The organism is Agrobacterium sp. O3.4 (assembly GCF_041414895.1).
Classification (GTDB): domain Bacteria; phylum Pseudomonadota; class Alphaproteobacteria; order Rhizobiales; family Rhizobiaceae; genus Agrobacterium; species Agrobacterium cucumeris.
In genome coordinates this window covers 465,363-490,480 of sequence record NZ_JALPZP010000002.1, presented here as the reverse complement: position 1 = coordinate 490,480, position 25,118 = coordinate 465,363, and the positions used below count along the sequence as shown (strand labels likewise).

The 25,118-nt window shown below is 59.1% G+C and carries 28 protein-coding genes; 9 read left to right on the top strand and 19 right to left on the bottom strand.

Annotated features, from left to right (window positions below; translation table 11 throughout):
• Positions 1-12 precede the first annotated feature (12 nt).
• The 4 genes from M0412_RS14980 to M0412_RS14965 are packed head-to-tail and all read left to right on the top strand — an operon-like array spanning position 13 to position 3,721.
• Positions 13-1,014, top strand: coding sequence for an ABC transporter permease (locus M0412_RS14980; protein ID WP_269699158.1), 1,002 nt, complete (start codon positions 13-15; stop codon positions 1,012-1,014).
• Positions 1,011-2,015 carry an ABC transporter permease gene (locus tag M0412_RS14975; protein ID WP_269699157.1) on the top strand — a complete coding sequence of 335 codons (1,005 nt, stop codon included), beginning with the start codon at positions 1,011-1,013 and terminating at the stop codon, positions 2,013-2,015. The genes M0412_RS14980 and M0412_RS14975 overlap by 4 nt, the downstream gene beginning before the upstream one ends.
• Positions 2,016-2,018: 3 nt before the next feature.
• Positions 2,019-2,342 carry an L-rhamnose mutarotase gene (gene rhaM, locus M0412_RS14970; RefSeq protein ID WP_269699156.1) on the top strand — a complete coding sequence of 108 codons (324 nt, stop codon included), beginning with the start codon at positions 2,019-2,021 and terminating at the stop codon, positions 2,340-2,342.
• Entirely contained in the window at positions 2,339-3,721 is a 1,383-nt protein-coding gene (locus M0412_RS14965) for an FGGY-family carbohydrate kinase (protein ID WP_269699155.1), read from the top strand. Before rhaM ends, M0412_RS14965 begins: the two co-directional genes overlap by 4 nt.
• A 54-nt stretch (positions 3,722-3,775) precedes the next feature.
• On the opposite strand, the gene M0412_RS14960 is transcribed toward M0412_RS14965, so the two are convergent.
• The 4 genes from M0412_RS14960 to M0412_RS14945 form a co-directional block, all read right to left on the bottom strand.
• The gene (locus M0412_RS14960; RefSeq protein WP_269699154.1) at positions 3,776-4,612 is read right to left on the bottom strand and encodes an alpha/beta fold hydrolase; all 837 of its coding nucleotides are present in this window, start codon (positions 4,610-4,612) and stop codon (positions 3,776-3,778) included.
• Between the two features lie 261 nt (positions 4,613-4,873).
• Positions 4,874-5,569 carry an FkbM family methyltransferase gene (locus M0412_RS14955; protein ID WP_142841408.1) on the bottom strand — a complete coding sequence of 232 codons (696 nt, stop codon included), beginning with the start codon at positions 5,567-5,569 and terminating at the stop codon, positions 4,874-4,876.
• Between the two features lie 160 nt (positions 5,570-5,729).
• Positions 5,730-7,664: a bifunctional diguanylate cyclase/phosphodiesterase gene (locus M0412_RS14950; protein ID WP_269699153.1), complete on the bottom strand. Its 1,935-nt coding sequence runs from the start codon at positions 7,662-7,664 to the stop codon at positions 5,730-5,732.
• Positions 7,665-7,673: 9 nt separating this feature from the next.
• A complete protein-coding gene (locus M0412_RS14945) occupies positions 7,674-8,180 on the bottom strand; it encodes an oxidoreductase (RefSeq protein WP_142841410.1) in 507 nt (168 codons plus the stop codon).
• Positions 8,181-8,803: 623 nt separating this feature from the next.
• Between M0412_RS14945 and M0412_RS14940 the strand changes: the two genes are divergently transcribed.
• Both M0412_RS14940 and M0412_RS14935 read left to right on the top strand, forming a co-directional pair.
• Positions 8,804-10,240 (top strand): NAD-dependent succinate-semialdehyde dehydrogenase, encoded by a 1,437-nt coding sequence (locus M0412_RS14940; protein WP_269699152.1) that lies wholly within the window; start codon positions 8,804-8,806, stop codon positions 10,238-10,240.
• Between the two features lie 237 nt (positions 10,241-10,477).
• Positions 10,478-11,575: a DNA alkylation repair protein gene (locus M0412_RS14935; protein ID WP_269699151.1), complete on the top strand. Its 1,098-nt coding sequence runs from the start codon at positions 10,478-10,480 to the stop codon at positions 11,573-11,575.
• Between the two features lie 16 nt (positions 11,576-11,591).
• Here the strand turns inward: M0412_RS14935 and M0412_RS14930 are convergent, their stop codons facing one another.
• The 5 genes from M0412_RS14930 to M0412_RS14910 all read right to left on the bottom strand — a co-directional run bounded on the left by M0412_RS14930 (position 11,592) and on the right by M0412_RS14910 (position 16,638).
• Positions 11,592-12,617, bottom strand: a complete 1,026-nt coding sequence (locus tag M0412_RS14930; RefSeq protein ID WP_269699150.1) for a sulfate/molybdate ABC transporter ATP-binding protein — start codon at positions 12,615-12,617, stop codon at positions 11,592-11,594.
• A 5-nt stretch (positions 12,618-12,622) separates the two neighbouring features.
• Complete coding sequence (cysW, locus tag M0412_RS14925) at positions 12,623-13,510, bottom strand: sulfate ABC transporter permease subunit CysW (protein ID WP_142841414.1); 888 nt, start codon at positions 13,508-13,510, stop codon at positions 12,623-12,625.
• Positions 13,511-13,513: 3 nt separating this feature from the next.
• Positions 13,514-14,335 carry a sulfate ABC transporter permease subunit CysT gene (gene cysT, locus M0412_RS14920; RefSeq protein WP_269699149.1) on the bottom strand — a complete coding sequence of 274 codons (822 nt, stop codon included), beginning with the start codon at positions 14,333-14,335 and terminating at the stop codon, positions 13,514-13,516.
• Positions 14,336-14,411: 76 nt separating this feature from the next.
• Entirely contained in the window at positions 14,412-15,398 is a 987-nt protein-coding gene (gene cysP, locus M0412_RS14915; RefSeq protein ID WP_142841416.1) for a thiosulfate ABC transporter substrate-binding protein CysP, read from the bottom strand.
• Positions 15,399-15,567: 169 nt separating this feature from the next.
• Positions 15,568-16,638 carry an enoyl-CoA hydratase/isomerase family protein gene (locus M0412_RS14910; protein WP_269699148.1) on the bottom strand — a complete coding sequence of 357 codons (1,071 nt, stop codon included), beginning with the start codon at positions 16,636-16,638 and terminating at the stop codon, positions 15,568-15,570.
• Between the two features lie 282 nt (positions 16,639-16,920).
• On the opposite strand from M0412_RS14910, the gene M0412_RS14905 reads away from it, so the two are divergent.
• Positions 16,921-17,181 (top strand): DUF2934 domain-containing protein, encoded by a 261-nt coding sequence (locus M0412_RS14905; RefSeq protein WP_153514546.1) that lies wholly within the window; start codon positions 16,921-16,923, stop codon positions 17,179-17,181.
• 70 nt (positions 17,182-17,251) lie between these two features.
• Here the strand turns inward: M0412_RS14905 and M0412_RS14900 are convergent, their stop codons facing one another.
• Positions 17,252-18,097 carry an SH3 domain-containing protein gene (locus M0412_RS14900; protein ID WP_269699147.1) on the bottom strand — a complete coding sequence of 282 codons (846 nt, stop codon included), beginning with the start codon at positions 18,095-18,097 and terminating at the stop codon, positions 17,252-17,254.
• Between the two features lie 257 nt (positions 18,098-18,354).
• Here M0412_RS14900 and ubiG point away from each other — a divergent pair, with 257 nt between their 5' ends.
• The gene (gene ubiG, locus M0412_RS14895; RefSeq protein ID WP_269699146.1) at positions 18,355-19,101 is read left to right on the top strand and encodes a bifunctional 2-polyprenyl-6-hydroxyphenol methylase/3-demethylubiquinol 3-O-methyltransferase UbiG; all 747 of its coding nucleotides are present in this window, start codon (positions 18,355-18,357) and stop codon (positions 19,099-19,101) included.
• 8 nt (positions 19,102-19,109) lie between these two features.
• Here ubiG and M0412_RS14890 read toward each other — a convergent pair whose 3' ends face one another.
• The 5 genes from M0412_RS14890 to M0412_RS14870 are packed head-to-tail and all read right to left on the bottom strand — an operon-like array spanning position 19,110 to position 22,104.
• The gene (locus tag M0412_RS14890) at positions 19,110-19,679 is read right to left on the bottom strand and encodes a DUF3291 domain-containing protein (RefSeq protein ID WP_269699145.1); all 570 of its coding nucleotides are present in this window, start codon (positions 19,677-19,679) and stop codon (positions 19,110-19,112) included.
• Positions 19,680-19,687: 8 nt separating this feature from the next.
• The gene (locus M0412_RS14885) at positions 19,688-20,116 is read right to left on the bottom strand and encodes a DUF1178 family protein (protein WP_142841421.1); all 429 of its coding nucleotides are present in this window, start codon (positions 20,114-20,116) and stop codon (positions 19,688-19,690) included.
• The gene (locus M0412_RS14880; RefSeq protein WP_269699144.1) at positions 20,113-20,973 is read right to left on the bottom strand and encodes a carbon-nitrogen hydrolase family protein; all 861 of its coding nucleotides are present in this window, start codon (positions 20,971-20,973) and stop codon (positions 20,113-20,115) included. The genes M0412_RS14885 and M0412_RS14880 overlap by 4 nt, the downstream gene beginning before the upstream one ends.
• A 24-nt stretch (positions 20,974-20,997) precedes the next feature.
• On the bottom strand, positions 20,998-21,252 hold the full coding sequence (grxC, locus tag M0412_RS14875) for a glutaredoxin 3 (protein WP_046801873.1): 255 nt from the start codon (positions 21,250-21,252) through the stop codon (positions 20,998-21,000).
• A 60-nt stretch (positions 21,253-21,312) separates the two neighbouring features.
• A complete protein-coding gene (locus M0412_RS14870; protein ID WP_269699143.1) occupies positions 21,313-22,104 on the bottom strand; it encodes a ComF family protein in 792 nt (263 codons plus the stop codon).
• 142 nt (positions 22,105-22,246) lie between these two features.
• Here M0412_RS14870 and M0412_RS14865 point away from each other — a divergent pair, with 142 nt between their 5' ends.
• The gene (locus M0412_RS14865; RefSeq protein ID WP_269699524.1) at positions 22,247-23,128 is read left to right on the top strand and encodes a methyltransferase domain-containing protein; all 882 of its coding nucleotides are present in this window, start codon (positions 22,247-22,249) and stop codon (positions 23,126-23,128) included.
• A gap of 18 nt (positions 23,129-23,146) precedes the next feature.
• Here M0412_RS14865 and M0412_RS14860 read toward each other — a convergent pair whose 3' ends face one another.
• From M0412_RS14860 to M0412_RS14845, 4 genes are all read right to left on the bottom strand, one after another.
• Positions 23,147-23,338, bottom strand: coding sequence for a Flp family type IVb pilin (locus M0412_RS14860; protein WP_269699141.1), 192 nt, complete (start codon positions 23,336-23,338; stop codon positions 23,147-23,149).
• 96 nt (positions 23,339-23,434) lie between these two features.
• Complete coding sequence (locus tag M0412_RS14855; protein WP_142841425.1) at positions 23,435-23,749, bottom strand: hypothetical protein; 315 nt, start codon at positions 23,747-23,749, stop codon at positions 23,435-23,437.
• Positions 23,750-23,907: 158 nt separating this feature from the next.
• Positions 23,908-24,321 carry an 8-oxo-dGTP diphosphatase MutT gene (gene mutT / locus M0412_RS14850; RefSeq protein WP_046801869.1) on the bottom strand — a complete coding sequence of 138 codons (414 nt, stop codon included), beginning with the start codon at positions 24,319-24,321 and terminating at the stop codon, positions 23,908-23,910.
• Positions 24,318-25,109 carry an N-acetyltransferase gene (locus M0412_RS14845; protein WP_269699139.1) on the bottom strand — a complete coding sequence of 264 codons (792 nt, stop codon included), beginning with the start codon at positions 25,107-25,109 and terminating at the stop codon, positions 24,318-24,320. The genes mutT and M0412_RS14845 overlap by 4 nt, the downstream gene beginning before the upstream one ends.
• Between the last annotated feature and the right edge of the window lie 9 nt (positions 25,110-25,118).

Sequence of the window (25,118 nt, the reverse complement as noted above, 5' to 3'; positions counted from 1 at the left end):
AGGGGCAACCACATGCAACGTCTACTCAAAAATCGCGAATGGCTGCTGGCGGGCATCATCATCGTCATGATCGCCGGTTTTGCGCTGCGCGCGCCCGGTTTCAGCCGGCCCGGCAATCTCGTCAATATCTTCAACGACACGTCCATCCTCATCATTCTGGCGCTTGGCCAGATGGCGGTCATTCTCACCAAATCCATTGATCTCTCCGTCGCCGCCAATCTCGCCTTTACCGGCATGGCGGTGGCGATGACCAATGCCGCCTTTCCGGGTATTCCCCTGCCGCTTCTCATCGCCATGGCGGTCGGCATCGGTGCGTTTCTCGGCTCGCTCAACGGCGTACTGGTCTGGTGGCTCGGCATTCCGCCCATCGTCGTCACGCTCGGCACGCTCACCATCTATCGCGGCATGGCCTTCGTGCTGTCGGGCGGCGGCTGGGTGAATGCGCACCAGCTTTCGCCGACCTTCCTCAATGTACCGCGCACCGTAATCCTCGGCATGCCGGTTCTTTCATGGGTGGCGATCCTCATCATCGTCGGTGCCTGGCTGGTGCTCAGCCGCACCTCCTTTGGCCGTTCGGCCTATGCATCGGGTGGTAATCCGAGTGCAGCCGTTTATGCGGGCATCGATGTCGGCCGCACGCGCTTCTTCGCCTTCGTACTGTCAGGTGCGCTTGCCGGGCTCGCCAGCTATCTCTGGGTATCGCGTTATGCGGTTGCCTATGTCGATATCGCCGCCGGTTTCGAACTGGACAGTGTGGCGGCCAATGTGATTGGCGGCATCTCGATTGCCGGTGGCATCGGCTCGGTGGCCGGCGCCGTGCTTGGCGCGCTGTTCCTCGGCGTCATCAAGAACGCGCTCCCGGTCATCGGCATCTCGCCCTTCGCGCAGATGGCGATATCAGGCGTGGTGATCGTGCTTGCCGTCGTCTTCAACGCCCGCGCCGAAGCTCGAAAAGGCCGCATCATCCTGCGCGACCGGGCGGCAGCCGATCAGGCCAAGGAGGCCGCAGCATGACCTCGCAACCGACACAGACACCCCGCATCATCCCGGACAAGCTCGGTACGCCGCTGCGCCGTGTCATGGCCAGCTGGGAAGTGCTACTGCTGGGCGTTGCGATCCTGATCTTCATCGCCAACTCGCTCGCCTCGCCCTATTTCCTCAATGCCTGGAACCTCTCCGACGCAACCTTCAATTTCACCGAAAAGGCGATCATCGCCTTTGCCATGGCCCTGCTGATCATTGCCGGTGAAATCGATCTATCCGTCGCCGCCATCATTGCGCTTGCCTCCACCGCCATGGGTGCGGCGGTACAGATGGGCGTCGGCACGCCCGGCCTCGTCGCCATCGGCATCGGCACTGGGCTTTTGTGCGGGGCTTTCAACGGCTTTCTGGTCGCCGGGCTGAAACTGCCGTCCATCGTCGTCACCATCGGCACGATGAGCCTGTTTCGCGGCATCTCCTATATGGTGCTGGGCGATCAGGCCTATGGCAAATATCCGGCCGACTTCGCCTATTTCGGCCAGGGTTACGTGATCTCGGTCATATCCTTCGAATTCGTGCTGTTCATCGTCATGGCTGTCCTCTTCGCCATTCTGCTGCACACCACCAATTTCGGCCGGCAGGTCTATGTCATCGGCACCAATCCCTTCGCCGCCCGCTTCTCCGGCATTCCCGTCGAGCGGGTGAAGTTCATCCTCTTCCTGCTCACCGGCCTGATGAGCGGCATCGCCGCCGTCTGCCTCACCTCCCGTCTCGGCTCCACCCGCCCGTCGATCGCTCAGGGCTGGGAGCTTGAAGTGGTGACCATGGTGGTGCTGGGCGGCGTTTCCATTCTCGGCGGCTCGGGCACCATTGCCGGCGTCGTCATCGCCGCCTTCGTCATGGGCCTTGTCACCTTTGGTCTTGGCCTGCTGAATGTGCCTGGTATCGTCATGTCGATCTTCGTCGGCCTGTTGCTGATCGTCACCATCGCCATCCCCATCGTCGTTCGTCGCCTTAGAGCCATGAGAGGCTGAGCTATGCCGGAATTCGAAAAACACGCCTTCAAGATGAAGCTCCATGCTGGCAAGCAGGCCGAATACAAAAAACGCCATGACGAAATATGGCCGGAACTGGTGACGCTGCTGCATGAAGCCGGCGTGAGCGATTACTCCATCCATCTCGACCCGGAAACGAACATCCTGTTCGGCGTTCTCACGCGTCCCAAAAACCACGGCATGGCGGCATTGCCCGAGCATGCCGTGATGAAGAAATGGTGGGCGCATATGGCAGATATCATGGAAAGTAACGCCGACAATTCACCTGTGGCGAAAGACCTCGTGCCGGTGTTCCATCTGCCATGAGCGACAGCATCAAGCCCGGTCGCATCGCGGTCATCGATATCGGCAAAACCAATGCCAAGGTCGTCGTCATCGACACCGGTAGCGGTGAGGAAATTGCCAGCGACAGGCGGGCAAACCCCGTCCTTCGCGACGGCATTTATCCGCATTACGATGTGGAGATGCTCTGGAGCTTCATTCTCGCCTCTCTGCAGCGGTTTGGCGAGGAACCGGGCTTCGACGCGATTTCGATCACCACCCATGGCGCAGCGGCTGCCCTTCTCGATGAGAACGGCGATCTTGCCATGCCGGTGCTGGATTATGAGCACAGCTATCCCGCCGCTGTTCAGGAAGCCTATCTTGGCCTGAGACCCGATTTTTCAGAAACCGGCTCGCCGCAGCTTCCCGTCGGGCTGAACCTTGGCGCACAAATCCATTTTCAGAAAACCGCGTTTCCACAGGAGTTCGCCAGGGTACGCAGCATCGTCACCTATGCGCAATATTGGGCGGGGCGGCTGACCGGCGTTCACGCGACCGAAACGACGTCCCTCGGTTGCCACACTGACCTCTGGAACCCGCGGCGAAAAATCTTCTCCTCGCTGGTCGATCGTCTCGGCATCGGGCAATTGATGGCGCCGGTGCGTTCCGCTTTCGATGTGCTCGGGCCGGTTCGCAGGTCACTGGCGCAGGAAATGGGCCTTTCGCCTGACATGCCGGTCTATTGCGGTATCCACGATTCCAACGCATCCCTCCTGCCGCATCTGTTGCGCCGGCAGGGCGATTTTTCGGTCGTCTCGACCGGCACATGGGTGGTGAATTTCGCCATCGGCGGCACAGTGGATACGCTGGACCCCGCCCGTGACACGCTGTTGAATGTCGATGCTCTCGGACGCCCCGTTCCGTCCTCCCGTTTTATGGGCGGCAGGGAATATGAAATGTTGACGCAGCAATTCGGGCCTGCGCCGGACGACGAGATCGAGGCGACGCTTGGTGGTGTGCTGGCCAGGGGCATGATGCTGTTGCCCAGCGTCGTCGGCGGTTCCGGCCCCTTTCCCGGCAAAACGGCGCGCTGGATCAATGACGAAAACGCCACGGTCGCGGAGCGGCACGCGGCGGCATCCCTTTATCTTGCGCTTATGACGGAGTTCAGTCTTTCGCTGATCGGGCGAAAAGGCCCGGTGCTGGTTGAAGGCCCATTTGCCAGCAATGCGCTTTATCTCAAGGCGCTGGCGGGTTTTGCCAATACGGAGGTGATCGCCGTCGGCGGTTCCACCGGCACCAGCGCGGGCGCCGCACTCCTCACCGGCATCAGGCCGCTTGCCGGCCGGGAGCGTCATTTCGCTCCTGATAGCATCGCCGGGCTTGATCCATATCGTAGCGACTGGCTCGCGCGTCTGGGTTGACGCAAAATACGAAATGCGGCCTCGAATGAAGCCGCATTTCGTTTCGTCTTAAGATCAGCCCTTGATGAAGGCCAGAAGATCGGCGTTCAGCACATCGGCGTTGATGGTCAGCATGCCGTGCGAGAAACCGGGATAGGTCTTCAACGTACCGTTTTTCAAGAGCTTTACCGACTTCAGCGCGGAGTCGGCAATCGGCACGATCTGGTCGTCTTCGCCGTGCAGCACCAGTGTCGGTACGCTGATCGCCTTCAGGTCTTCCGTCTGGTCGGTTTCGGAGAAGGCCTTGATGCCATCGTAATGGGCCTTTGCGCCACCCATCATGCCCTGCCGCCACCAGTTCTGGATCACACCTTCCTGCGCGGTCGCACCATCACGGTTAAAACCGTAGAACGGGCCGGACGGCACATCGCGGAAGAACTGCGCGCGATTTGCGGCAAGCGCCGAGCGGAAGCCGTCAAAAACCTCCATCGGCAGGCCTTCGGGGTTTTCCGCGGTCTTGAGCATCAGAGGTGGCACGGCGGAAACGAGCACGGCCTTGGCAACGCGGCCGGCGGGTTCGCCATGTTTGGCAACATAACGGGCAACTTCGCCGCCGCCGGTGGAGTGGCCGATATGGACGGCATTCTTCAGGTCGAGCGCCTCGGCGACGGCAAAAGCGTCAGCGGCGTAATGATCCATGTCGTGACCTTCGGCAACCTGGGCAGACCGGCCATGGCCACGGCGATCATGGGCGATGACGCGAAAACCCTTGGAAAGGAAGAACAGCATCTGCGCATCCCAATCATCGGAAGAGAGCGGCCAGCCGTGGTGAAACATGATGGGCTGGGCATCCTTCGGGCCCCAGTCCTTGTAGAAGATTTCGGTTCCGTCTGTCGTCTTTACAAAGCCCATGATCATTCTCCTTCGGTTGCGTTGGCATCTTCCGGTGCGGTGTCAGTTGTGCGCCGGTTTGATGGAGGGATGATGACGCAGGGCAACGGTTGCGACAATTGCAACAATAATTGGCAATGAATTGCTGTTTATGAAATTATCTTTTCGATCCGCCTGGCTGCACACGCATCGAACCGCTCCGCGCCCTCACTCTGCAGTGAGAACGAGAGGATAGGCAGACGGTTCCGTGAATTCAATCACCTACTGGGGCGACCCTCGTCTTCAATCCACCTCGGGATCGTATTCCCTCGGGCTGTCATCCTTGGAAAACAACACACAAGGTCCGCGGGAACCGCGCGGATCATAGGCATAGCCCTTGGCCGTCAGCGCCTGCATGATATCGCGAACCCCGGCAAGGCCATAAAGATGGTCATGCAGCTCGACGAATATCCGCTCCACGCCGGCAAGATCGGCCCTGCCAAGCAGGTCACGTTCGGCGCCTTCAATATCCATCACGAGGGCGGTAATGCCGTGGCCGGCAATAAATTCATCGATATTTTCGGAAGAGATTTCGATGCGCTGTTCATAAGGCCCCTGATTTTCGTCCATGGAGGACATCCAAAGATCCTTGCGGACGTAGAAAGGATAGGTGCTCGGCGCATCGGCGGTGAGAAGCCCCTGCGAAAACACGACATTGCCGCGGCAATTGGCCTTGAGCACCCGCTCTGCCAGCGCCGCCGTCGACGGATTGGCCTCAAAAGCCCACACCGAAACATCGTCAATGCCGGCAATGATGGAGGTGATGATGCCGATGCCGGACCCCAGTTCCAGCACGCGGTCGCCGGGCTTGATGGCTTTCAGGACGCTGCGGGCCTCTTTCGCCTCATAGCTGCCGTCGGTCAGCGCCTGCCAGATGACGGGCGACACCTCATCGGAAGAAAGAGGCAGGGCAACTCCATGCACGTCCAGTATTTCCATGTCTCAAGCCTTTTCGCAAAACCCGGTCGTTTCACCAGAACGATCCCGTATCGACCGGAATGCTCTACAGCATCGATGCAGCAACCGGTATCGGTTTTAGCAGGAACCGATGCATCCGGTTAAAATTTCGATACGCTTGCAGTGATGCGAAAAGGGGATTTCAGACGGAGCTCCAGAACACCAGTTCCTTGGCCGGCAGCGGCCTGCTGATCAGATAACCCTGTACCTGATCGCAACCCAGACGTCTGACGCATTCATATTGCTCTTCCGTCTCGATGCCTTCGGCAATCGTGGTCATCCGCAGACTACGGCCCACCCCGACCACAAATTCGACGATCGCCAGCGCGTCACGATCGCTGGTAATATCGCGCAGGAAGGACCGGTCGATCTTGATCTTGTCGAAGGGTACGCCACGCAAATTCGCAAGCGAGGAATAGCCTGTGCCAAAATCATCCATGGCGATCTTGATGCCGACATCCTTCAGCCGGGTCAGCGTATTGATCGTCTGATCGCTCTTGTTCAGCAGGATCGATTCGGTGATCTCAAGCTCAAGCCGGCTCGGCTCCAGCCCGCTTTTTTCAAGGGCACCCATGACGTTCTGGATGAGGTTGGTGCTGTGAAACTGAACCGGTGACAGGTTTACCGCCACTTTCATGTCCTCGTCCCAGCCCATCGCCTCGCGGCAGGCGGTCTCCATCACCCATTTTCCGAGCGAATGGATAAGGCCGGTTCGTTCCGCAACGGGAATGAACACGCTGGGCGGCACATCCCCCCGCACGGGATGCTTCCAGCGCAGAAGTGCCTCGAAGCCGCAGAGCTTGCGTGTCTGCGTTGCCACCTGCGGCTGGTAATAGACTTCCATCTCATCGTTCTGCAGCGCCGTCTGCAGATCGGCCTCGAAGGATTTCTTTTCGGTCAGCTGCTTCTGCATACGGACCTTGAAAACACTTGCCCGGCCCGGACCGATGGCTTTCGCCTCATAAAGCGCCAGATCGGCGCGTTTGAACAATTCATCCGCATCGACTGTACCATGCGATATGGCGATGCCGATGCAGGTGCCGATTTTGACCTCCTGCACGCCAAGCTGGTAGGTGCGGCTGATCTGGTCGATGAGCTTGGAGGCAAGGCGGCGGGCCGTGTCCTCGTTAAGGTCATCGGAGACCACGGCAAATTCGTCGCCGCCCAGCCGGCATACCATGTCGTAATCGCCGCTGATGGCCGAAAGCCGCTGCGCCACGGCCTGGAGCAGCGCATCACCCGCATCGTGGCCAAGCGTATCGTTGACGTCCTTGAACCCGTCGAGATCAAGCAGAAGGATCGCCGTCGTTCCGGTACCGCCGAAGGATCGGCGCAATCTCTCGATCAATTCCTGGCGGAACAGGGACCGGTTGGGCAGTCCGGTCAGCGCGTCGTGATAGGCGTCATGTTCCAGCCGCACGTTTTTCGCCTGCAGCTCCAGCGTTGCGGCGCGCAGATCGTCCGTCAGGCCGCGCATGCTTTTCTGTGCACGATTCAGAAGGTCGTTCTGACGAAGCAGCAATATGACTAGCGCGATACCGCAGAGGATGAGGCCACCCGCCAACGCGGTATAGACGATGTGAAGCTTGCGCACATCCTCATGGGCTGTATCGATGAGATTGACGTCATAGGCCACTGATGAGGAAGCCAGTGTCGTCATCGGCGCATCAAGCGCGCTCATGGCCGAAAGCAGATCCGGAACATCCGCCGGTTCCAGACTGTTAATCTGCTGTTCCAGGCGCGCCAGAACGGCATCAAGCTGGGTTACCAGATCTCGCCACTGCTGCTTTTCATGGATGAAGGCCCCCAGATTACCCTGTTTCAAAAGCTCCAGGCGGCTGAGCATGATGTCCAGACGCAGCTGCAATTCATCCCGGTCAAGCTTGCCGGGGCTTAGCGCGAATACGGCAAGCTTGTTCTGAAGTCGAAGATATTCCGCCACGGTCTGGCTGACGGCCCACGAATCGTTATAGCGGGCGAACTTCTGCAAAGCGGTTTGCCGCTCGGCAATGACGAAAGCGATATAGCCCGTTGCCAGGACGAAGCAACAGATGATCACCGCCACAAGTTTTCGCAAACGGCACCTTTATTCCACTATCAATTTGGCGACTTGCCACGCGGACCGCGAATAGTAGGTCTGCTTCTGTAATTCCGGGTCGCTGTCATAGGGGTAGATGACGAACAACGGACCCTTTTCTCGAACTGTCATGTAGTTGCCATCCAGTTTGATCGCCAGAATAACGTTAAATTTCTTAAAATCCTCAACCGGTATCGTGCTGACATAATCATTGAGAGCGACCGCCGTGATGCTGGTGCCCGTCGCACCGACGACCTCCATCAATTTTTCCAGCGAAACACCATCGAAACGGACGCGACCATCGTGCCATGGCGTCGTCGTCTCCACCGTCACCATGCCAAGCGCCTCCAGCATGTCGCGATCGAACTGCGCAGCACCATCGGCATTCGTATTGGTGATCTTGCCGGATATGGTTAATATCGGCTTTCCTTGCGGTTTGGCAATTGTCCCCGCTTGGGCACAGGAAAGCCACACGAGCGACAAGAACGCGCTGAGAAGTACCCGGGCGAAACTCATACTTTTTCTCCATCGATAACGTTCAGGTCGAAGGTTTTCGCCAACCGCTGATGGTCAAGGGAACCGACGTCCGCAATATATATCAGGAAAGTATGTTATATCCTCACTGAGATTTTATCCGTATTTTCTCTAGGTTTTGAGTAAACCCTTTGGATAATTTTTCCGTCTTATTTGTACTTTTTTACGTTTCGCGCACTGTTATGACGCATGCAAAGCCCGCTCATGCCGCCACACCAAATTCCTCCGGCGGAACGAAGGCCAAATCGTGACGGGGGCTTTCCTGGCCACATACGGAAACATGTGATTCGCGCAAACCGGAGGTTGCGACCGGAAACCCGGCATCGACTTGCATGCTAAACATAAATGACAAAAGACAAGTTCCACGTCACAGAAAAATCATCGTCTTTGCCAGAGCCGACGGTTGAAACATACCGCGCGGAACTTAATATAAAGGCTGTCGTTTCCGTTTCCGGCAACTCCAGAATCCCCGCCGGAAATGTCCAGACACACGTTCCGCGCAGCGAAAGCCGCGATGCCGGATATCGTCCGGCCAGGAAAATTCTGTTCACGTCTCCGGGCCGGACGGCATCTGCCGTATTGGCCGCATCATGAAGGTAGCCCCTATGCACACCTATCCCGACATCAAACTTCTCATTGATGGCGAATGGCGAGACGCCGTTTCCGGCAAGACGATCGCCGTGTCCGATCCGGCAACCGACGAGATCATCGGCGCGATCGCCCATGCAGAGAAGGAAGACCTCGATCTGGCACTTGCCGCCGCTGACCGCGGTTTCAAGGTGTGGCGCGACACCTCGCCCTTCGAGCGTTCGAAAATCATGCGCAAGGCCGCGGATATCCTGCGCGAACGCAAGGACAAGATCGCCTATATGATGACGCGCGAGCAGGGCAAGCCGCTGGCGCAATCCGGTACCGAAATCATGGGCGCCGCTGATACCATCGACTGGTTCGCCGAAGAAGCCCGCCGCACCTATGGCCAGGTCATTCCCGCGCGTGCGGCCGGCGTTTCGCAGCTTGCCATCAAGCTGCCGGTCGGTCCCGTTGCAGCGTTTACGCCGTGGAACTTCCCGATCAACCAGATCGTCCGCAAGCTTTCCGCAGCGCTCGCCACCGGCTGCTCCATCATCGTCAAGGCGCCGGAGGAAACCCCGGCATCGCCGGCGGAACTCATCCGCGCTTTCGTGGATGCCGGCGTACCGGCGGGCGTTATCGGTCTCGTTTACGGCGTCCCATCAGAGATTTCGGAATATCTGATCCCGCATCCGATCATCCGCAAGATTTCCTTCACCGGCTCCACTCCGATCGGCAAGCACCTCGCGGCGCTGGCCGGCAAGCACATGAAGCGCGCCACGATGGAACTCGGCGGCCATGCGCCGGTGATGATCTTCAACGACGCCGATATCGAAAAGGCGATTGAGGTGACTTCGCTTTCGAAGTTCCGCAATGCCGGACAGGTCTGCGTGGCCCCCACCCGCTTCCTCGTGCAGGACGGCGTTGCGGACCGTTTCCTTGAAGGTTTCGTGGAAGCCGCCAAGGCGGTCAAGGTCGGCAATGGTCTGGAAGACGGCGTCATCATGGGTCCGCTCGCCAATGAGCGGCGTATTCCGGCGCTGGAAGGCCTCATCAGCGACGCGGTTTCCCATGGCGGCGAATTGAAGACCGGCGGCCGCCGCATCGGTAACAAGGGCAACTTCTTCGAACCGACGGTTCTCGCCAACGTGCCGACCAGCGCCAAGATCATGAATGACGAGCCCTTCGGCCCGGTCGCAATCATCAACCGCTTCTCGAGCTTCGACGATGCGGTTGCCGAAGCCAACCGCCTGCCCTTTGGTCTTGCATCTTATGCCTTCACCGGTTCGGTCAAGACCGCACATGCGCTCGGTCACCAGGTTGAAGCCGGCATGCTGACCATCAACCATAATGGCTTGGCGCTTCCCGAAGTCCCCTTCGGCGGCATCAAGGATTCCGGTTACGGTACCGAAGGCGGCTCGGAAGCCGTTCAGGCCTATCTGGAGACCCGCTTCATCAGCCAGATGAGCTGATTTGCGCAAAATCTCTTCTCCCCGCCGGGGAGAAGATGGCCTGAAGGGTCAGATGAAGGGCAAGCTCTCCGCATATCTTTGCCGTTGCCCCCTCATCCCGCTGCCGCGACCTTCTCCCCCTCGGGGAGAAGGCGAAAGTCGCGGTCGCTCGATAGATTCTCAACCCCGAGAGTTGCCATAGCTTGCCTCCAGCCTCATCCTGCCTTAAAAGAACAAAAAGTGAACTTTGAGGGCGATATGAGCGACACGGCGGCACCGGCGTTGAAGGAAATCTTCAACCGCGAAAAATTGCGGCATATTGCCGATCAGACCAAGGCCGTGCATCCGCCGTTTGATGTTTCCGCCTTCATCGCACTCGCAACGACAAATCTCGACGCGCTCGGCATCATGCAGCGCATGCGGCAGGTGGCGACCAGCCTGCATGCCACGCTGCCGGGCGACTATGCCCGCAACATCGAAATCCTGACCGCTGCTGCCCCCGGCATCGGCAATGGCTTTGCATCCATTTCGCTGCCGGAATATGTGGCGCTTTATGGCCTCGGCGATTTCGATCTTTCCATGCAGGCGCTGCAATATTTCACCCGCTTCGGCTCCTCGGAATTCGCCATCCGCCATTTTTTGCAAAAGGATATCGCCCGTACCCTTGCCGTGATGGAAACATGGTCGCGGCACGAGAACGAGCATGTACGGCGTCTGGCAAGCGAAGGCTGCAGGCCGCGCCTGCCCTGGTCGTTCCAGCTCAAGCCGCTGATCGACGACCCGTCGCCGGTAACCGCAATCCTGGATACAATGAAAGCCGATGAAGCGCTTTACGTGCGCAAATCCGTTGCCAATCACCTGAACGACATCACCAAGGACAATCCCGCCTTCGTGCTGGCGCTGATCGACACATGGCCGAAAGACAATCCGCATACGCGCTGGATTACCCGGCAAGCCTTGCGTACGCTGATCAAGAAGGGCGATGCCGCCGCACTCTCCCATCTCGGCGCGCATGAGAAAGCGCAGATCGCGCTTGCAGCGTTTCAGGTCTCACCGGAAAAGATCGTTCTAGGCAATCCCGTGCGGATTTCGGCCTCCTTCACCTCCACGGCAAAGAGCCCGCAGAAACTGGTGATCGATTACGCCGTGCATTACGTCAAGAAGAGCGGCGACGCCTCGGCGAAGGTCTTCAAGTGGAAGGAGATCGAACTTCAGCCGGGCGAGACATGCACACTGTCAATCAGCCGCGCCATGCGCGACTTTACCACCCGCAAGCACTATGCCGGTGTCCACAAGGTCGATCTCATGGTCAATGGCAGGCTGGCAGCCGAGGCCTCTTTCGAGCTTCTGATCTAAGGCTGCCGAGGGTCACTCACGCCGCCGGGAAAATCTTTGCCCGGCGGATGATGATGGAGCCACGATCACCGGCAGCGACATCATTTTCCGGCGGCACGTCGAATTCCAGGAGATCACCGCCATCGGTGCTGGCGATCACCCGGCGCTCTCCCGCCCGGTCGAGAACGCGCGCCACCGAAGCCGGAATGCCCTCATGCAGGTCCTCCCATTCGAGATCGCCGGGACGGGCATAGATATCGACGGCGCCATCTCCCTGTCCATAGGAGAAGGGCAGTTCATTGTCGCCGACATAGACCTTGCCGCCACGCGCCACGCCGGAAACCCGGTTGGCATCGCCGAGAAAACGCATGACGAACGAACTATTCGGCTGGCGGCACACTTCTTTCGGCGTTCCCTGCTGCACGATCTCTCCCTGGTTGAGAATGACGACACGGTCAGCCAGATCGAGCGCCTCTTCCTGATCATGCGTCACGAAAATCGTGGTGATACCGAGTGCATCATGGATTTCGCGCAGCCAGCGACGCAGGTCGCGGCGCACATTGGCGTCGAGCGCGCCGAATGGCTCATCCAGCAGAAGAACTTTCGGGTCGACCGAAAGGGCGCGCGCCAGCGCCACGCGCTGCCGCTGCCCGCCGGATATCTGCGCCGGAAAACGGTCACCCAGACCGTCGAGTTTGACAAGATGCAAAAGTTCCGCGACACGGGCGTCAATCGTCGCCTTGTCACGCTTGACCTTTGATACCTTCATACCGAAGGCGATGTTCTCATGCAGCGTCATATGCGGGAACAGCGCATAATGCTGGAATACGAAACCGACGCCGCGATCGCGCACCGGAATATTGGTGGCGTCCTCGTCCCCAAACAGGATGCGGCCGCCATCGCTATATTCGAGACCGGCAACCATGCGCAAAATCGTCGTCTTGCCGGAGCCGGAAGGCCCGAGCAGCGCCAGAAGCTCGCCGCTTTCGATATCGAGTGAGACATCGCGCACGGCGCGGAAGGTATCGAAGGTCTTCACCACATTTTCGAGGCGGATTTTCATGGGAATCAGGTCTCCGTGGCGATGGCAGCATCGCCGTTGGTCTTTTTGCGCCCACGCCCGGCACCGCGCCGTTCCAGCGCCACTTTGGCAATGATGGTGACGACGGCGAGCAAGGCAAGGATCGACGCCGAGGCAAAGGCGCCGGCCGTCTGGTAATCGTGGTAGAGCAGCTCGATATGCAGCGGCAACGTGTTGGTCTGGCCGCGAATATTGCCTGACACGACCGATACCGCGCCAAACTCACCCATCACGCGGGCGTTGCACAGAACAACACCATAAAGCAGCGCCCATTTGATATTCGGCAGCGTCACCGAAAAGAAGGTGCGCCAGCCGGATGCGCCAAGCGAAGTTGCCGCCTCTTCCAGATCACGGCCTTGCGCCTGCATCAAGGGAATGAGTTCACGCGCCACGAAAGGTGCCGTGACGAACATCGAGGCGATGACGATGCCGGGCAGCGCGAAGAGGATCTTGATGTCGTGCGCATCGAGAAACGGCCCGAACAACCCCTGTAATCCGTAAACAAAGAGATAGGCGACACCGGCGACGATCGGCGAGATGGAGAAGGGTATTTCGATCAGCACCAGCAGGAAGCGCCGGCCGGGAAAATCGAACTTGGTGATAGCCCATGCGGCCGCAACGCCGAAGGCCGTATTGATGGGCACGGCGATCAACGCCGTCAGCACCGTCAACATGATGGCGTGGCGGGTGTCGGGATGAGTGATGGTGGCGGAATAGACCTTCCAGCCCTGCGAAAAAGCCTCGACGCCGATGATGATCAGCGGGGCGACAACCAGCAAAGCGCCGATGACCAGCACGAAGGCGATCAGGCTGCGGCGAACCCAGTTTGCATCTCCGACGCGCGGCGGCTTGCGGTGTTGGGAAAAGGCGCTCATGTCCTAGTTCCTCACCGTGTAACGCAATGCGCGCGTCTGCAGGTAATTGGTCACGGCCAGCATGATGAAAGCGGTGATGAGCAGTACGGAGGCGATGGCGGCTGCGGCCTGATAATCATATTCTTCCAACCGGATGAAGATCAACAGAGCGGTGATTTCAGTCGAAAATGGCTGGTTGCCGGCAATGAAGATGATCGCTCCGAATTCGCCGAGGCTGCGGGCGAAGGAAAGCGACAGACCGGCCAGAAGAGCGGGCGTCAAAAGCGGCAGGATGACCTTGCGGAAGATTTCGAGATCCGAACCACCGAGCGACTGCGCCGCTTCTTCCAGCGCCGGATCGAGGTCTTCCAGCACCGGCTGCACGGTGCGGACGATGAAGGGCAGGCTGGTAAAGGCCATCGCCACCATGATGCCAACGGGCGTATAGGCCACCTTGATGCCGAGCGGTGCCAGCAGCGAACCAAACCAGCCATTGCCCGCAAACAGCGTCGTCAGCGCAATGCCGGCGACGGCGGTGGGCAGCGCAAAGGGCAAATCGACGATGGCATCAACGAAACGCCAGCCGGGAAAGCGGTAACGCGTCAGCACCCAGGCGAGCGCCAGCCCGAAAATGACATTGAACAGCGTGGCGGCCAGCGCGCAGAGCACGGTGACGCGATAACTGGCAACGGCACGCGGCGAAGAAATGATTGCCCAATATTCGGCCGGCCCAAGGCTTGCCGCCTTGAACACCAGCGCCGAGAGCGGCAGGAGCACGATGATCGCGACGTAAGTCAGGGTAACGCCAAGGGACAATTTCAGCCCCGGCAGAACATTCCGCTTCAAACCCCCGCCCCCATTTCATCATGAAGCGACCCGGCAGTTTCCCGCCGGGTCGTTTTCAAATTCCGTTTCGTTGTGATTAGCGGCTGCCGTAAAGCGTATCAAGCGTCGCGCCGGATGCAAAATGCTCTTTCTGGATTTTATCCCAGCCGCCGAACACGTCATTGACGTTGACGAGGCGAATCGCCGGAAAGTCACCCTTGAATTCGCCGACGACTTTTTCGTCATGCACGCGGTGGCCGAACTGCGCCGCAATGCGCTGGCCTTCTTCCGTATAGAGGAAATCAAGGTAGCTCTTGGCCAGTTCACGCGAACCGCGCTTGTCGACCACCTTGTCCACCACCGCCACCGGGAATTCGGCCAGCAGGCTGACGGAAGGCACGACGCCTTCAACCTTGTCCTTGCCATATTGCTTGGCAATGCCACGGGTCTCGGCCTCGAAGGTGATCAGCACGTCGCCGATTTCACGCTCGACGAAAGTGGTGGTCGCAGCACGCCCCCCGGTGTCGAAAACCGGCGTGTTGTCGAAAATTTTCTTGACGAATTCCTGAACCTTCTTCTCGTCACCGTTGAACTTCTCCTTGGCGTAAGCCGTGGCAGCGAGGTAGGTGTAGCGGGCGTTACCCGAGGTTTTCGGATTGGGGAAAACAACCTTCACGTCGTCGCGGGCAAGGTCGTCCCAATCCTTGATGCCCTTGGGATTGCCAGCCCGCACGAGGAAGGACGGGAAGGAATAGAACGGCGAAGCGTCGTTCGGGAAATCCTTCTGCCAGTCGGCGGAGACAAAACCCTGCTTCACCAGAAAGTCGACATCGGTCACCTGGTTGAAAGTGACGACATCAGCTTCCAGACCCTCAACGATGGCACGCGCCTGCTTGGAGGTGCCGGCATGCGACTGATCGACAGTGACGCCCGGGTGCTGCTTGATGAAAGCCTCGTTCTCGGCTGCAAAAACCTCGCGAGCGACATCGTAAGATGCGTTGAGAATGGTGGTCGGAGACTGCGCCTGCGCCGCACCTGCAAAAAGGGCAGCAATGGCAGTGCCGATAATAAGAAGACGTTTCATGAATACCCCCGAAAAATCGAATGGTGTTCAACATAGAGGGCAGAGGCAACTGCGGCGAGAAACAGTCATGCTTTACGGGAGCACGAACTGGAAATTTCGCCCAAAGAACAAAATTTCGATAGGCGATAATTTCATATATGGCGACAAGGCGGATTTCTTTTGCGTCGAACTAAAGATGGTGCTCGGGAAACAGGTTGCCGGAATGATCAACAAGGTAGCGTGAAATATCCTCCTCGCGCACCTCCTCCAGCCGCGCCGGTCGCCAGCGCGGATTGCGGTCCTTGTCGACCAAGGCGGCACGCACGCCTTCGTAAAAATCATGCTGGCGCAATATCTCGGTGCCGGCGGCAAACTCCCGCTCCAGACACTCGATCAGGCTCGCACTTTCGCGGCCAAGGCGCAGAAGCTTCAGTGTCAATTTCAGGCTGGTGGGAGAACGTTTTTGCAGAACTTCAAGCGTTTCTCGCGAAAAGGCATCATCGCGCATCGAAAGCGCTGCGAAAATCTCCTCGACGGTATCGAAGCGGAATGTAGCATCGATGACCTCCCGGTTTTTAGCCAGCACGCCTTCATCCGCATCGGTGGCATAGGCCGCTATCGCCGCCTCCACACCTTCGACATCCGTCGTTTGCGACAGATCCTGCATCAGAGCTTCGAGACGGTCCGAAGGGACGAAATAATCGGCAAACCCGGCATAGATCGCGTCGGCAGCGTTAACGGCGTTGCCGGTTAGCCCGAGCCACGTGCCGCATTCGCCTCGCGCCTTCGGCAAAAGCCAGGAGCCGCCAACATCCGGGAAATAACCGATACCCGTTTCCGGCATGGCAAGCCTTGTCCGCTCGGTGACGATGCGGTGGCTGCCATGAGCGGAAATACCGACACCACCTCCCATGACGATGCCATCCATCAACGCGACATAGGGTTTGCCAAAACGGGCGATCCGATAGTTGAGCGGGAATTCTTCGCGCCAGAAATCAAGCACCTGCGGGTCACCCGCCTTGCCGAGATCGTGAATGATGCGGACATCACCCCCGGCACAGAGCCCTTTTTCGCCCTCCCCCCTCAGCACGACGCAGGATATGCCGGGGTCTTCCTCGAAACGCTGCAGCGCCTGAAACAGGGCGCGCACCATCGGCAATGTCAGGCTGTTGATGGCTTTCGGACGGTTAAGGCTGATGATGCCGGCCCTTTGCCGTTTCTCTACGATGACCTGCACCTCCGCTTCGGTTCCCAGTTCCAATCTCGCCTCCTCCGCTGCCAGTTATCCACCCATCTTGGCGGCCTTGGCGCAATCACGCAACGTTGATCTTCTCGTATGGGAACGTCTTTCGCTTAAACCGCTTTCCCAAGCGTAAAATGCCTGGAATCCGCTTTCGCAATGCAGCATGTTTGCTTGACGCCCGGAAGATCATGGCATGTAATGGGTCCTGGAAATGCCGGCATTGATTCCTGTCGAGCGTGTGCCGGACCAAGCGGAATGTCGCCTTCTCAAAGGCGCTGTAAACAGCAACGGGAGACGAGCATGCAGGTTTCGGAAAACGAGTGGATCAGCAAACGTGCCTATACACTCTGGGAAAAGGAAGGCCACCCCCACGGCCGCGATGCGGCACATTGGGAACAGGCAAAACATGAATTTTCACTTCTGAAGACATCGGAAGCAACGAAACCGGCCCAGCGCAAGAAGGCAGCTCCCAAAGCCGTCTCCGCTGATGCCGCAGCACCGGATGCAGAAGCCCCGGCGAAACCCAAAGCCCGCGCTCGCAAGGCCGCCGCTGCGAAATAAAGACCTCCCACATAGTCATCTGAGGCAGCAAATGAAAAAGCCCGACGAAATCTCGCCGGGCTTTCTCTGTTTAGCGTGCGTCGCAGCCCGGATCGCCAATCCGGCAACCGCCCCGGAGGTTTTCCGAAGCAGGTGCGCGGCGTGGATCATCCCACTGGCGACGCTCCGGAGGGAGCTGGCCCCCATTCTCGTTTGGTTGACGGTCGCGGTTGCGGTCCCGGTTATCGTCTTCGGCGCGGGGGCGATTGTCCTCGCGGCGCGGTCTGTCGCCCTGATTTCTGTCACCCTGATTACGATCGCCTTGGTTCCAGTCGCCATAACGGCGCTCCCAGCGGCCATCATTCGGTCCGCCGCCCTGGCGCGGATCACGTGATTCATCGCGGCGACCGTCGCGCCAGTCATCCCGGCGACCGTCACGCCAGTCGTCCCGGCGGCCATCACGCCACTCGTCGCGCGGACGCGGACGATCCCAGTCTGCGCGCGGCGGCGGTGCGACATTCCAGTAACCGCCGGACGGGCGACGCCAGCGATCACGCTCGCGGTAAAAATCGCGGTCGCGATAATAGCGGTCCCAGTACCGGCCGGCTTCGAAGGTGATGATCGGCACGCCGAGATCGCGGTAGTAGCGCGGCTCGACATAGACCCGGTTCTGCCGGTAGGTGGTTTGGATATAACGCCCGGCAACCCAGCCGCGACCGGCCACAAAGGAAACATCGCACCAGGGCGTATCGGACAGGCAGCCATGCACCGTGAGCGGTGCGCCGTTCGGGATCACGACGACGGCCGGGTAAGCCGTGCTCGGGCCGGAGCGCATATTCACGTTCGCTGTGGCAAAGCCGCGCGTCGCGGCTTCGGCAAGTGCCGGCGCAGCGAGCATGGCCACCAGCGCAATTGCGCCAAACAGTTTTCTCTTCACTTCTTTCTCCTCAAGCAAAGGCCCGCTTTGCCCTTGTCGGCATCCATCTTTTTCGATGGACGAGTATGCGTTCCGCATACTGCCACGATCGGAAAATACGCGTCTCTCCATGAACGCAGCATGAAACAAATGAGGCGCCGTATCAGTTCCACCTGCGGCATTGCGCCCCCGACAAATTGCCAGCGGAATGGCCCGTCGGTCTTGACTTCGGGGGGCAATCATCCGACTTCAGTGCAACAGCAATATGGAGCAGAACCATGAGCGAAACCGCACAGACGACCGTCGACCAGAGCGAAGTGGATCGTTTCTCCGCGATGGCTGCCGAATGGTGGAGCCCGACGGGCAAGTTCCGCCCGTTGCACAAGTTCAATCCCGTGCGGCTCGAATATATCCGCAACCGCGTCTGCGAGAATTTCGGTCGCGACCCGAAGGCGCATCGCCCGCTGGAGGGGCTGCGCGTTCTGGATATCGGCTGCGGCGGCGGCCTGCTTTCCGAACCCGTAGCGCGCATGGGCGCCACCGTGGTGGGCGCAGATCCCTCGGAGAAGAATATCGGCATCGCCTCCACCCATGCGCGTGAGAGCGGCGTCACCGTCGATTACCGCACTGTCACCGCCGAACAATTGCAGGAAGCGGGCGAAACCTTCGACGTCATCCTCAACATGGAGGTTGTGGAGCATGTGGCCAATGTCGATTTCTTCGTCACCACCTGCGCCAAAATGGTGCGCCCCGGCGGGCTGATGTTTGCCGCCACCATCAACCGCACGCTGAAGGCCCGGGCACTCGCCATCTTCGCCGCAGAAAACGTGCTGCGCTGGCTGCCGCGCGGCACCCACCAATATGAGAAGCTGGTTCGCCCGGAAGAGCTTGAGCGGCCGATGGTTGCAAGCGGCATGGATATCATCCACCGCACCGGTGTCTTCTACAACGTGCTGCAGGATCGCTGGAATCTCTCGCCGGATATGGACGTCAACTACATGATGCTGGCGAAACGGCCGGCATAAATCGGCATTCACACTGGAATAGCCTGCACCGCAGACAGCAGTTCCTTTTGCCCGGCAGCATTTCTTGCAGCGATCTTCCGGACCTCGGCCCGGTCGATTTCAATCGGAGTTCCGTTCACCGCGAAAGGTTGCTTGAAATTGAACGCCTGCGGCGACGGGCCATGGTCGTGCAGATGTTCGAACCTTCTGACGGCATCAGTCCAGAGGGGATTATCCGCAGCATCCATCCACCATAGAACAAGCGGTGGCCATTTCTGCGGAGTATTCCAGTTGCGTCCATGCTTCAGGGCCTCGGCATGCACGCCGGAGTAGGAATAGGCCATCAGCGATTCAAGATCGCGCCAGAGCGAAAAGGACGAAACACCGCTTGTCGCGCCGTTTTCCTTCAGGAAACGCGGGAAGACCTGCACGCCCCAGCTCGCGGGTCCGGGTTCGCCTTCGTAGCCGGACCGACCGATGAAACCTTCCGCGCGTTCGGCGGCCATGAAATTCAAAGGTTCGCGCCGGGCAAATCCGGCAATGGCGGGATCATCATAGGCGGCAATCTGTATTCCGAAATTGTAGATTGCTACCCGCATAGAAAAACTCAGTTTATGTCGTCAGGTAACGACGGCAGCGGCGCGATTTCGATGCCCTCGTCCAGCAGGGCCTTGGCTTCCTGCACGGAGGCATTACCGATAATGCCGCGCTCGTCCGCCTCACCATAATGGATTTTGCGGGCCTCTTCAGGGAATTTATCGCCGACATCCTCCGCATTGGCGCGAATATTGGCTACGGCCTCGCGGATTTTCGCAATCGCTTCCTTTTTCGCCGTGTCCATGGCGAGTGTCTGGCGTTCATCCTTCTTGCGAGCGGTGGAGACCGACGGCGCCATCAGAAGTTTGGAGACCTGCACGGAATTGCAGACCGGACAGGTCAGCAAGCCGCGCTGCAACTGATTATCGAAATCGTCGCTACCGGCAAACCAGCCTTCAAACTCATGGCCTTTCTCACAGGCCAGCGCATAACGGATCACGCCGCCTCACCTCCGGCAGGTTTCAGGGGAATAACGGTATCCAGCCCGAACTCGCGGGCATTGCGCAGATTGGGAATTTTTCCGCGTGCGGCCGCCACCAGCGCCGTATCGATCTCGGCGAAGATGATCTCCTCCCCGCCGCCGTCGGCAATGGCCAGAACCTTGCCCCAGGGGTCGATGATGATGGAATGGCCGAAAGTCTCACGTCCATCCTCATGCACGCCGGCCTGTGCGGCGGCGATGACGAAAGCGCCGTTTTCAATGGCGCGGGCGCGCAGCAGGATTTCCCAATGGGCTTCCCCCGTCTGGCGGGTGAAGGCGGCGGGCACCGTCAGAACTTCGGCACCAGCCAGTGCTTCCGCCCGGAAAAGCTGCGGGAAACGGACGTCATAGCAGATCGCGAAGCCAAATTTCGCCAACGGAAGTTCGGCGACACGCGCCACTTCGCCGGGCTCATAGGCAGCGCTTTCGCGCCAGCTTTCGCCATTGTCGAGATCGACATCGAACATGTGGATCTTGTCATAGCTGCAGATGCGCGAACCATCAGGCGCAAAGAAAAATCCGCGATTGGCAATCTTGCCATCCGGTCTGGCAATCGCCGTCGAGCCGACATGGACATGAATACCGAGTTCGCGCGCAAGGCGCGAGGCGGTCGCAACGATGATGTCACCGTCATCATCACGCAGCTGGGCACGAAGCGCCTGTCTGTCCTTCTGGATCGCGCCCGTCATTTCCGGGGTCTGCACATAAACAGCGCCTTCCGCCGCAGCGGCGCGCACCAGCCGTTCCATATCGGCGGCGTTTTTCGCCGGATCAACGCCCGAGCGCATCTGGATGGCGGCAGCCTTGAAACTCATCACATCCTCCGTCGATCGGGCCGATCAGGCCGCCAGCATCGCGTCCAGTTTGCCGGCACGCTCCAGGGCGTGCAGATCATCGCAACCGCCCACAAGCTCGCCATTGATGAAGATTTGCGGAAAGGTCGTTCCGCCGGATTTCTCGATCATTTCCTGCCGGTATTCCGGTGTTGTGGTCGCGTTATATTCCGCATAATCAACGCCCTTGCTGTCCAGCAGCGCCTTGGCGCGCGCGCAATAACCACAAAAATCCCGCGTATAGATCGTTACCGGTGCCATGTCTTTCAAAGCCTCGCAAACGTGCGATCAAACGCACGGTTTCCTCACGTTATCAAGGCTTCATATAGGCCCGGAAATGGCCATTGCAAAGGTCAAAACTGTCACATCCACGGCACCTGCCTTGCGCAGGGCGCGGCTTGCCGCACCCACCGTCGCTCCGGTCGTATAGACGTCGTCCACCAGCACCACGCGCTTGCCATGAACATCGATTTCCCGGCCGGGCGCAAACGAGAAAGCGCCGCGCACATTATCCCGCCGGGCAAGAGCGGAGAGTCCCACCTGACGCTCGGTCGGCTTCACGCGCAACAGCGTGCCGGCGAGCAGCGGTTTGCCGGCGACCCCCGCCAGATGCCGCGCCAGCTCGGCGGATTGATTGAAGCGACGGCGCAGGAAACGGTGACGATGCAAGGGCACGGGCACAACACAATCGCAGGCATCCACCGTTCCGTCGCTTGCCCGCAGCATCCACAGCGCCATCAACCGGGCGAGATCGGTGCGGTCCTGATATTTCAGGCGATGCACCAGCTTTCGGGCAGTGCCTTCATGGCTGGCGACGGCGCGCAGGCGATCAAAGGGTGGCGGATCGGCAATGGCCTGCGCACTGACAACACCTTCGCCGTGATCACGCGAAAAGGGGATACCCAAAACCTCGCAGAAAGGTCGTTCGATGAAGGCAACCTCCCGCCAGCAATCGGGACACAACGCCCCCTCGCCGCCCGTCATGCGATTGCAGCCTGCGCAGGTGGGCGGATAAACCATGCGGAAGGCCGCGCGCAACAGACCACGGGCAACGGCCGGCACGGTAGCGGACTTCGACAGTAAACCCGAAAACAGATCTTCACCAGCACCCATGAGGTTGACTTTAGCGCCGAACGGGTGCCTTTGCGAGAGCGATATGGTCCGGCCAGATACCGGAAAACGATGCCCCAGGGGCATGACAGCAAAGATACGGCCCGCCGATCCCGAAGGCGCTATTGGCCGAGCAGGCAAGACGATGGATATTCTCTTTGACCAGGCCCTGATCGAACAAAACCGCCGCCGGGCATGGAACCGGCGTGACGACAAGGCCCTGTTTCTTCTCGATCTGGCAGCTGAAGAACTCGCAGACAGGCTCGCCATCGTCGAGCGCCAATTCGAGACCGCGATCGAACTGCATGGTGGAACCGGCATCACCGCGCAGCGCCTGGCTGAAACAGGCAAGGTGGAGGCAATCCGCCGTATCGAGACCGAGAGCTGTTTTGCGACGGATGGGAATATTCCCGCAGCCGCTTCCATGGAACATCTGCCGCTTGAGGAAGCTTCCGCCAATCTCGTCGTTTCACCGCTTGCCCTGCATCTGACCAACGATACGCCCGGCGCGCTGATCCAGATCCGGCGGGCGTTGAAGCCGGATGGCCTTTTTCTCGGCGCTATTCCCGGCAGTGGCACCCTTCATGAACTGCGCGACGTGCTGTTGACGGCGGAGGCGGAACTGACGGGCGGTGCCAGCCCGCGCGTCATTCCCTTCGCCGATGTGCGTGATGTCGGGGCGCTATTGCAACGCGCCGGCTTTGCGCTTCCGGTCACCGACTCGGAAACCTATACGGTGCGGTATGATTCGATTTTCCCGCTGATGCGCGACCTGCGTGCCATGGGCATGGCCAATCCCCTGGCAAGCCGCAGCAGAAAACCGCTCAACCGCGCGTTTTTCCTGCGGGCAGCGGAGCTTTACGCCGAACGTTATTCCGATCCGGACGGACGGATAAGGGCGACTTTTTCGATTATCTATGTTTCGGGCTGGGCGCCGCATGAGAGCCAGCAGAAACCACTGAAGCCCGGCTCCGCCAAGGTGCGTCTGGCCGATGCGCTGAAGACAACCGAGGTGAAACTGTCCTGAGCGCTTGCCCCAGCACTTTCAACTGTTGGCGAAAGTATCGGCGATAAACTTGAAAACCGTGTTGATGTTACTGCTGATGGTGCCGGCGCCAGCGATGAGTGCCGCGGAAATCACCCCGACGATCAGACCGTATTCGACTGCGGTAGCCCCGTCTTCGTTTTTGCAGAAATTGATAAAAGAACGCAGCACAGGATATTCCCCATCCGCCATCCGGTTTATTCCGCCGGCCGGCACTATGCTTTATTGAAATCGAATATATCTTAAGACGACCAGTGTGAGGAATCGGTTACCGATGATGGTAAACGATCAGCAACCGCTATCGTTATTATAACCGGTCACGACGCAGGGCATTTCCGGCATCGGCTGGGTGATGCTGCGGCGGATGGAATAGGTCTTGCCCGTATCCGTCTTCTTGATCGAGCCGGTGCTGATCATGTCATAATTGTCGGGAAACTGTGCCACGCGGGTGGATGATTTTCCGGCAAGCATAGGGGTGATGATCAGGGAAAGCGCGATAACGGCCGTGCCGAAAAGCAGCGCTACATTTAGAACGCCGGTGCGACGGGATTTATCGGAATAAGAGTGACGACCTTCCACCGTCTTCCAGAAATCCTCGTTCATGACCAACCTCGTCTCGCGCAGTTTACCGCTTCTTTAGATTAACAATCTGCCAGAGGGTGCTGAACGATCTCTTAACGCAGCCCCGTTTTGGCACGGCAAAGCGGGCTTGCAAGGGCATTTTCACGAAGCTGTGACGGCGCAAAGCGGCAGGCGCCGCCTTAAAGCAGATCCTGCAGGAAAGGGATCAGCGGCTCATCGGCCGGCGGCATGGGGTAATCGCGCAGGGCCTGCGGCTTTACCCATTTGAGCGCCTGCCCTTCCCGCCCGTGCGGGATGCCTTCATAACGACGGCACACATAGAGCGGCATCAGCAGGTGAAAGGTCTCATAAGTATGGCTGGCGAAGGTCAGCGGTGCGAGGCAGGCAACCTTGGTCTTGATACCCAACTCTTCGTCCAATTCGCGGACAAGTGTCTCTTCCGGCGTCTCGCCGTGCTCCACCTTGCCGCCTGGAAATTCCCACAGGCCGGCAAGAGACTTACCTTCCGGCCGCTGCGCCAGAAGGATGCGACCGTCCTGATCGAGAAGCGCGCAGGCAGCGACCAGCAGGATTTTTTTGCCCGCCTCACTCATTCTTCAGCGCCCTTGTCCTCAGCACCCTTGTGCCAATAGCGGTAACGATAAGCTTCGGTGAAACCGAATTTTTCATAGAGCGCAATCGCGGCAGCATTGGTGGAAACCACCTGCAACCATGCGCTTTTCGCGCCGCTGATTCTCGCCCAGCGCAACGCCGAGGCTAAAATCTGCGTGCCGAGACCTTTTTTTCGTTGCGACTTGTCAACATCGAGGGAGATGATGCCGGCAAGATCGTTATCCTGAACGCAAATAACAGTCGCAAGCGGGCTGCCCTCAACTTCTTCGTTGATGAACAGGCCGAGTGTCGGCTTGATGGAACTGACGATCTCGGCAATCGCCGGACGCAGGGACGCATCGCCATCGCTGACCTTGAGGCTGGCTTCCACAAAACGGCCGATATCGTGGCTCGGCAGGCTGACTAGCGTCTCCGGAAGCTCCATTCCGGAAAGATCGGCCGTCATCACCTTGACTTCCTCGAACACGGACCAGCCGTCCTTGACCAGAAAGTCTTTCAGTTGCGGCGGCATCAGCGTCGTTTCGCGCACCACCAGCGGGCGGCCGAAATCCTCAAAACGCTTGCGTGCCTTTTCCAGCCGCACCGCGCTGTTGCCATAATCCGACGGATCGAGCGGCACCACGCAGTTGATACGCTTGGATGGATGTGAACCCGTCAGGCGGATTTGCCAGCTGCCGTCATAAATCACCGACGAGGCAGGCCATGCCCGGAAACTGACGGCTTCCAGACGGCGAACCAGCGGCAGATTGACGGCCTTGTTGTCCTGCATTTTCTTCGG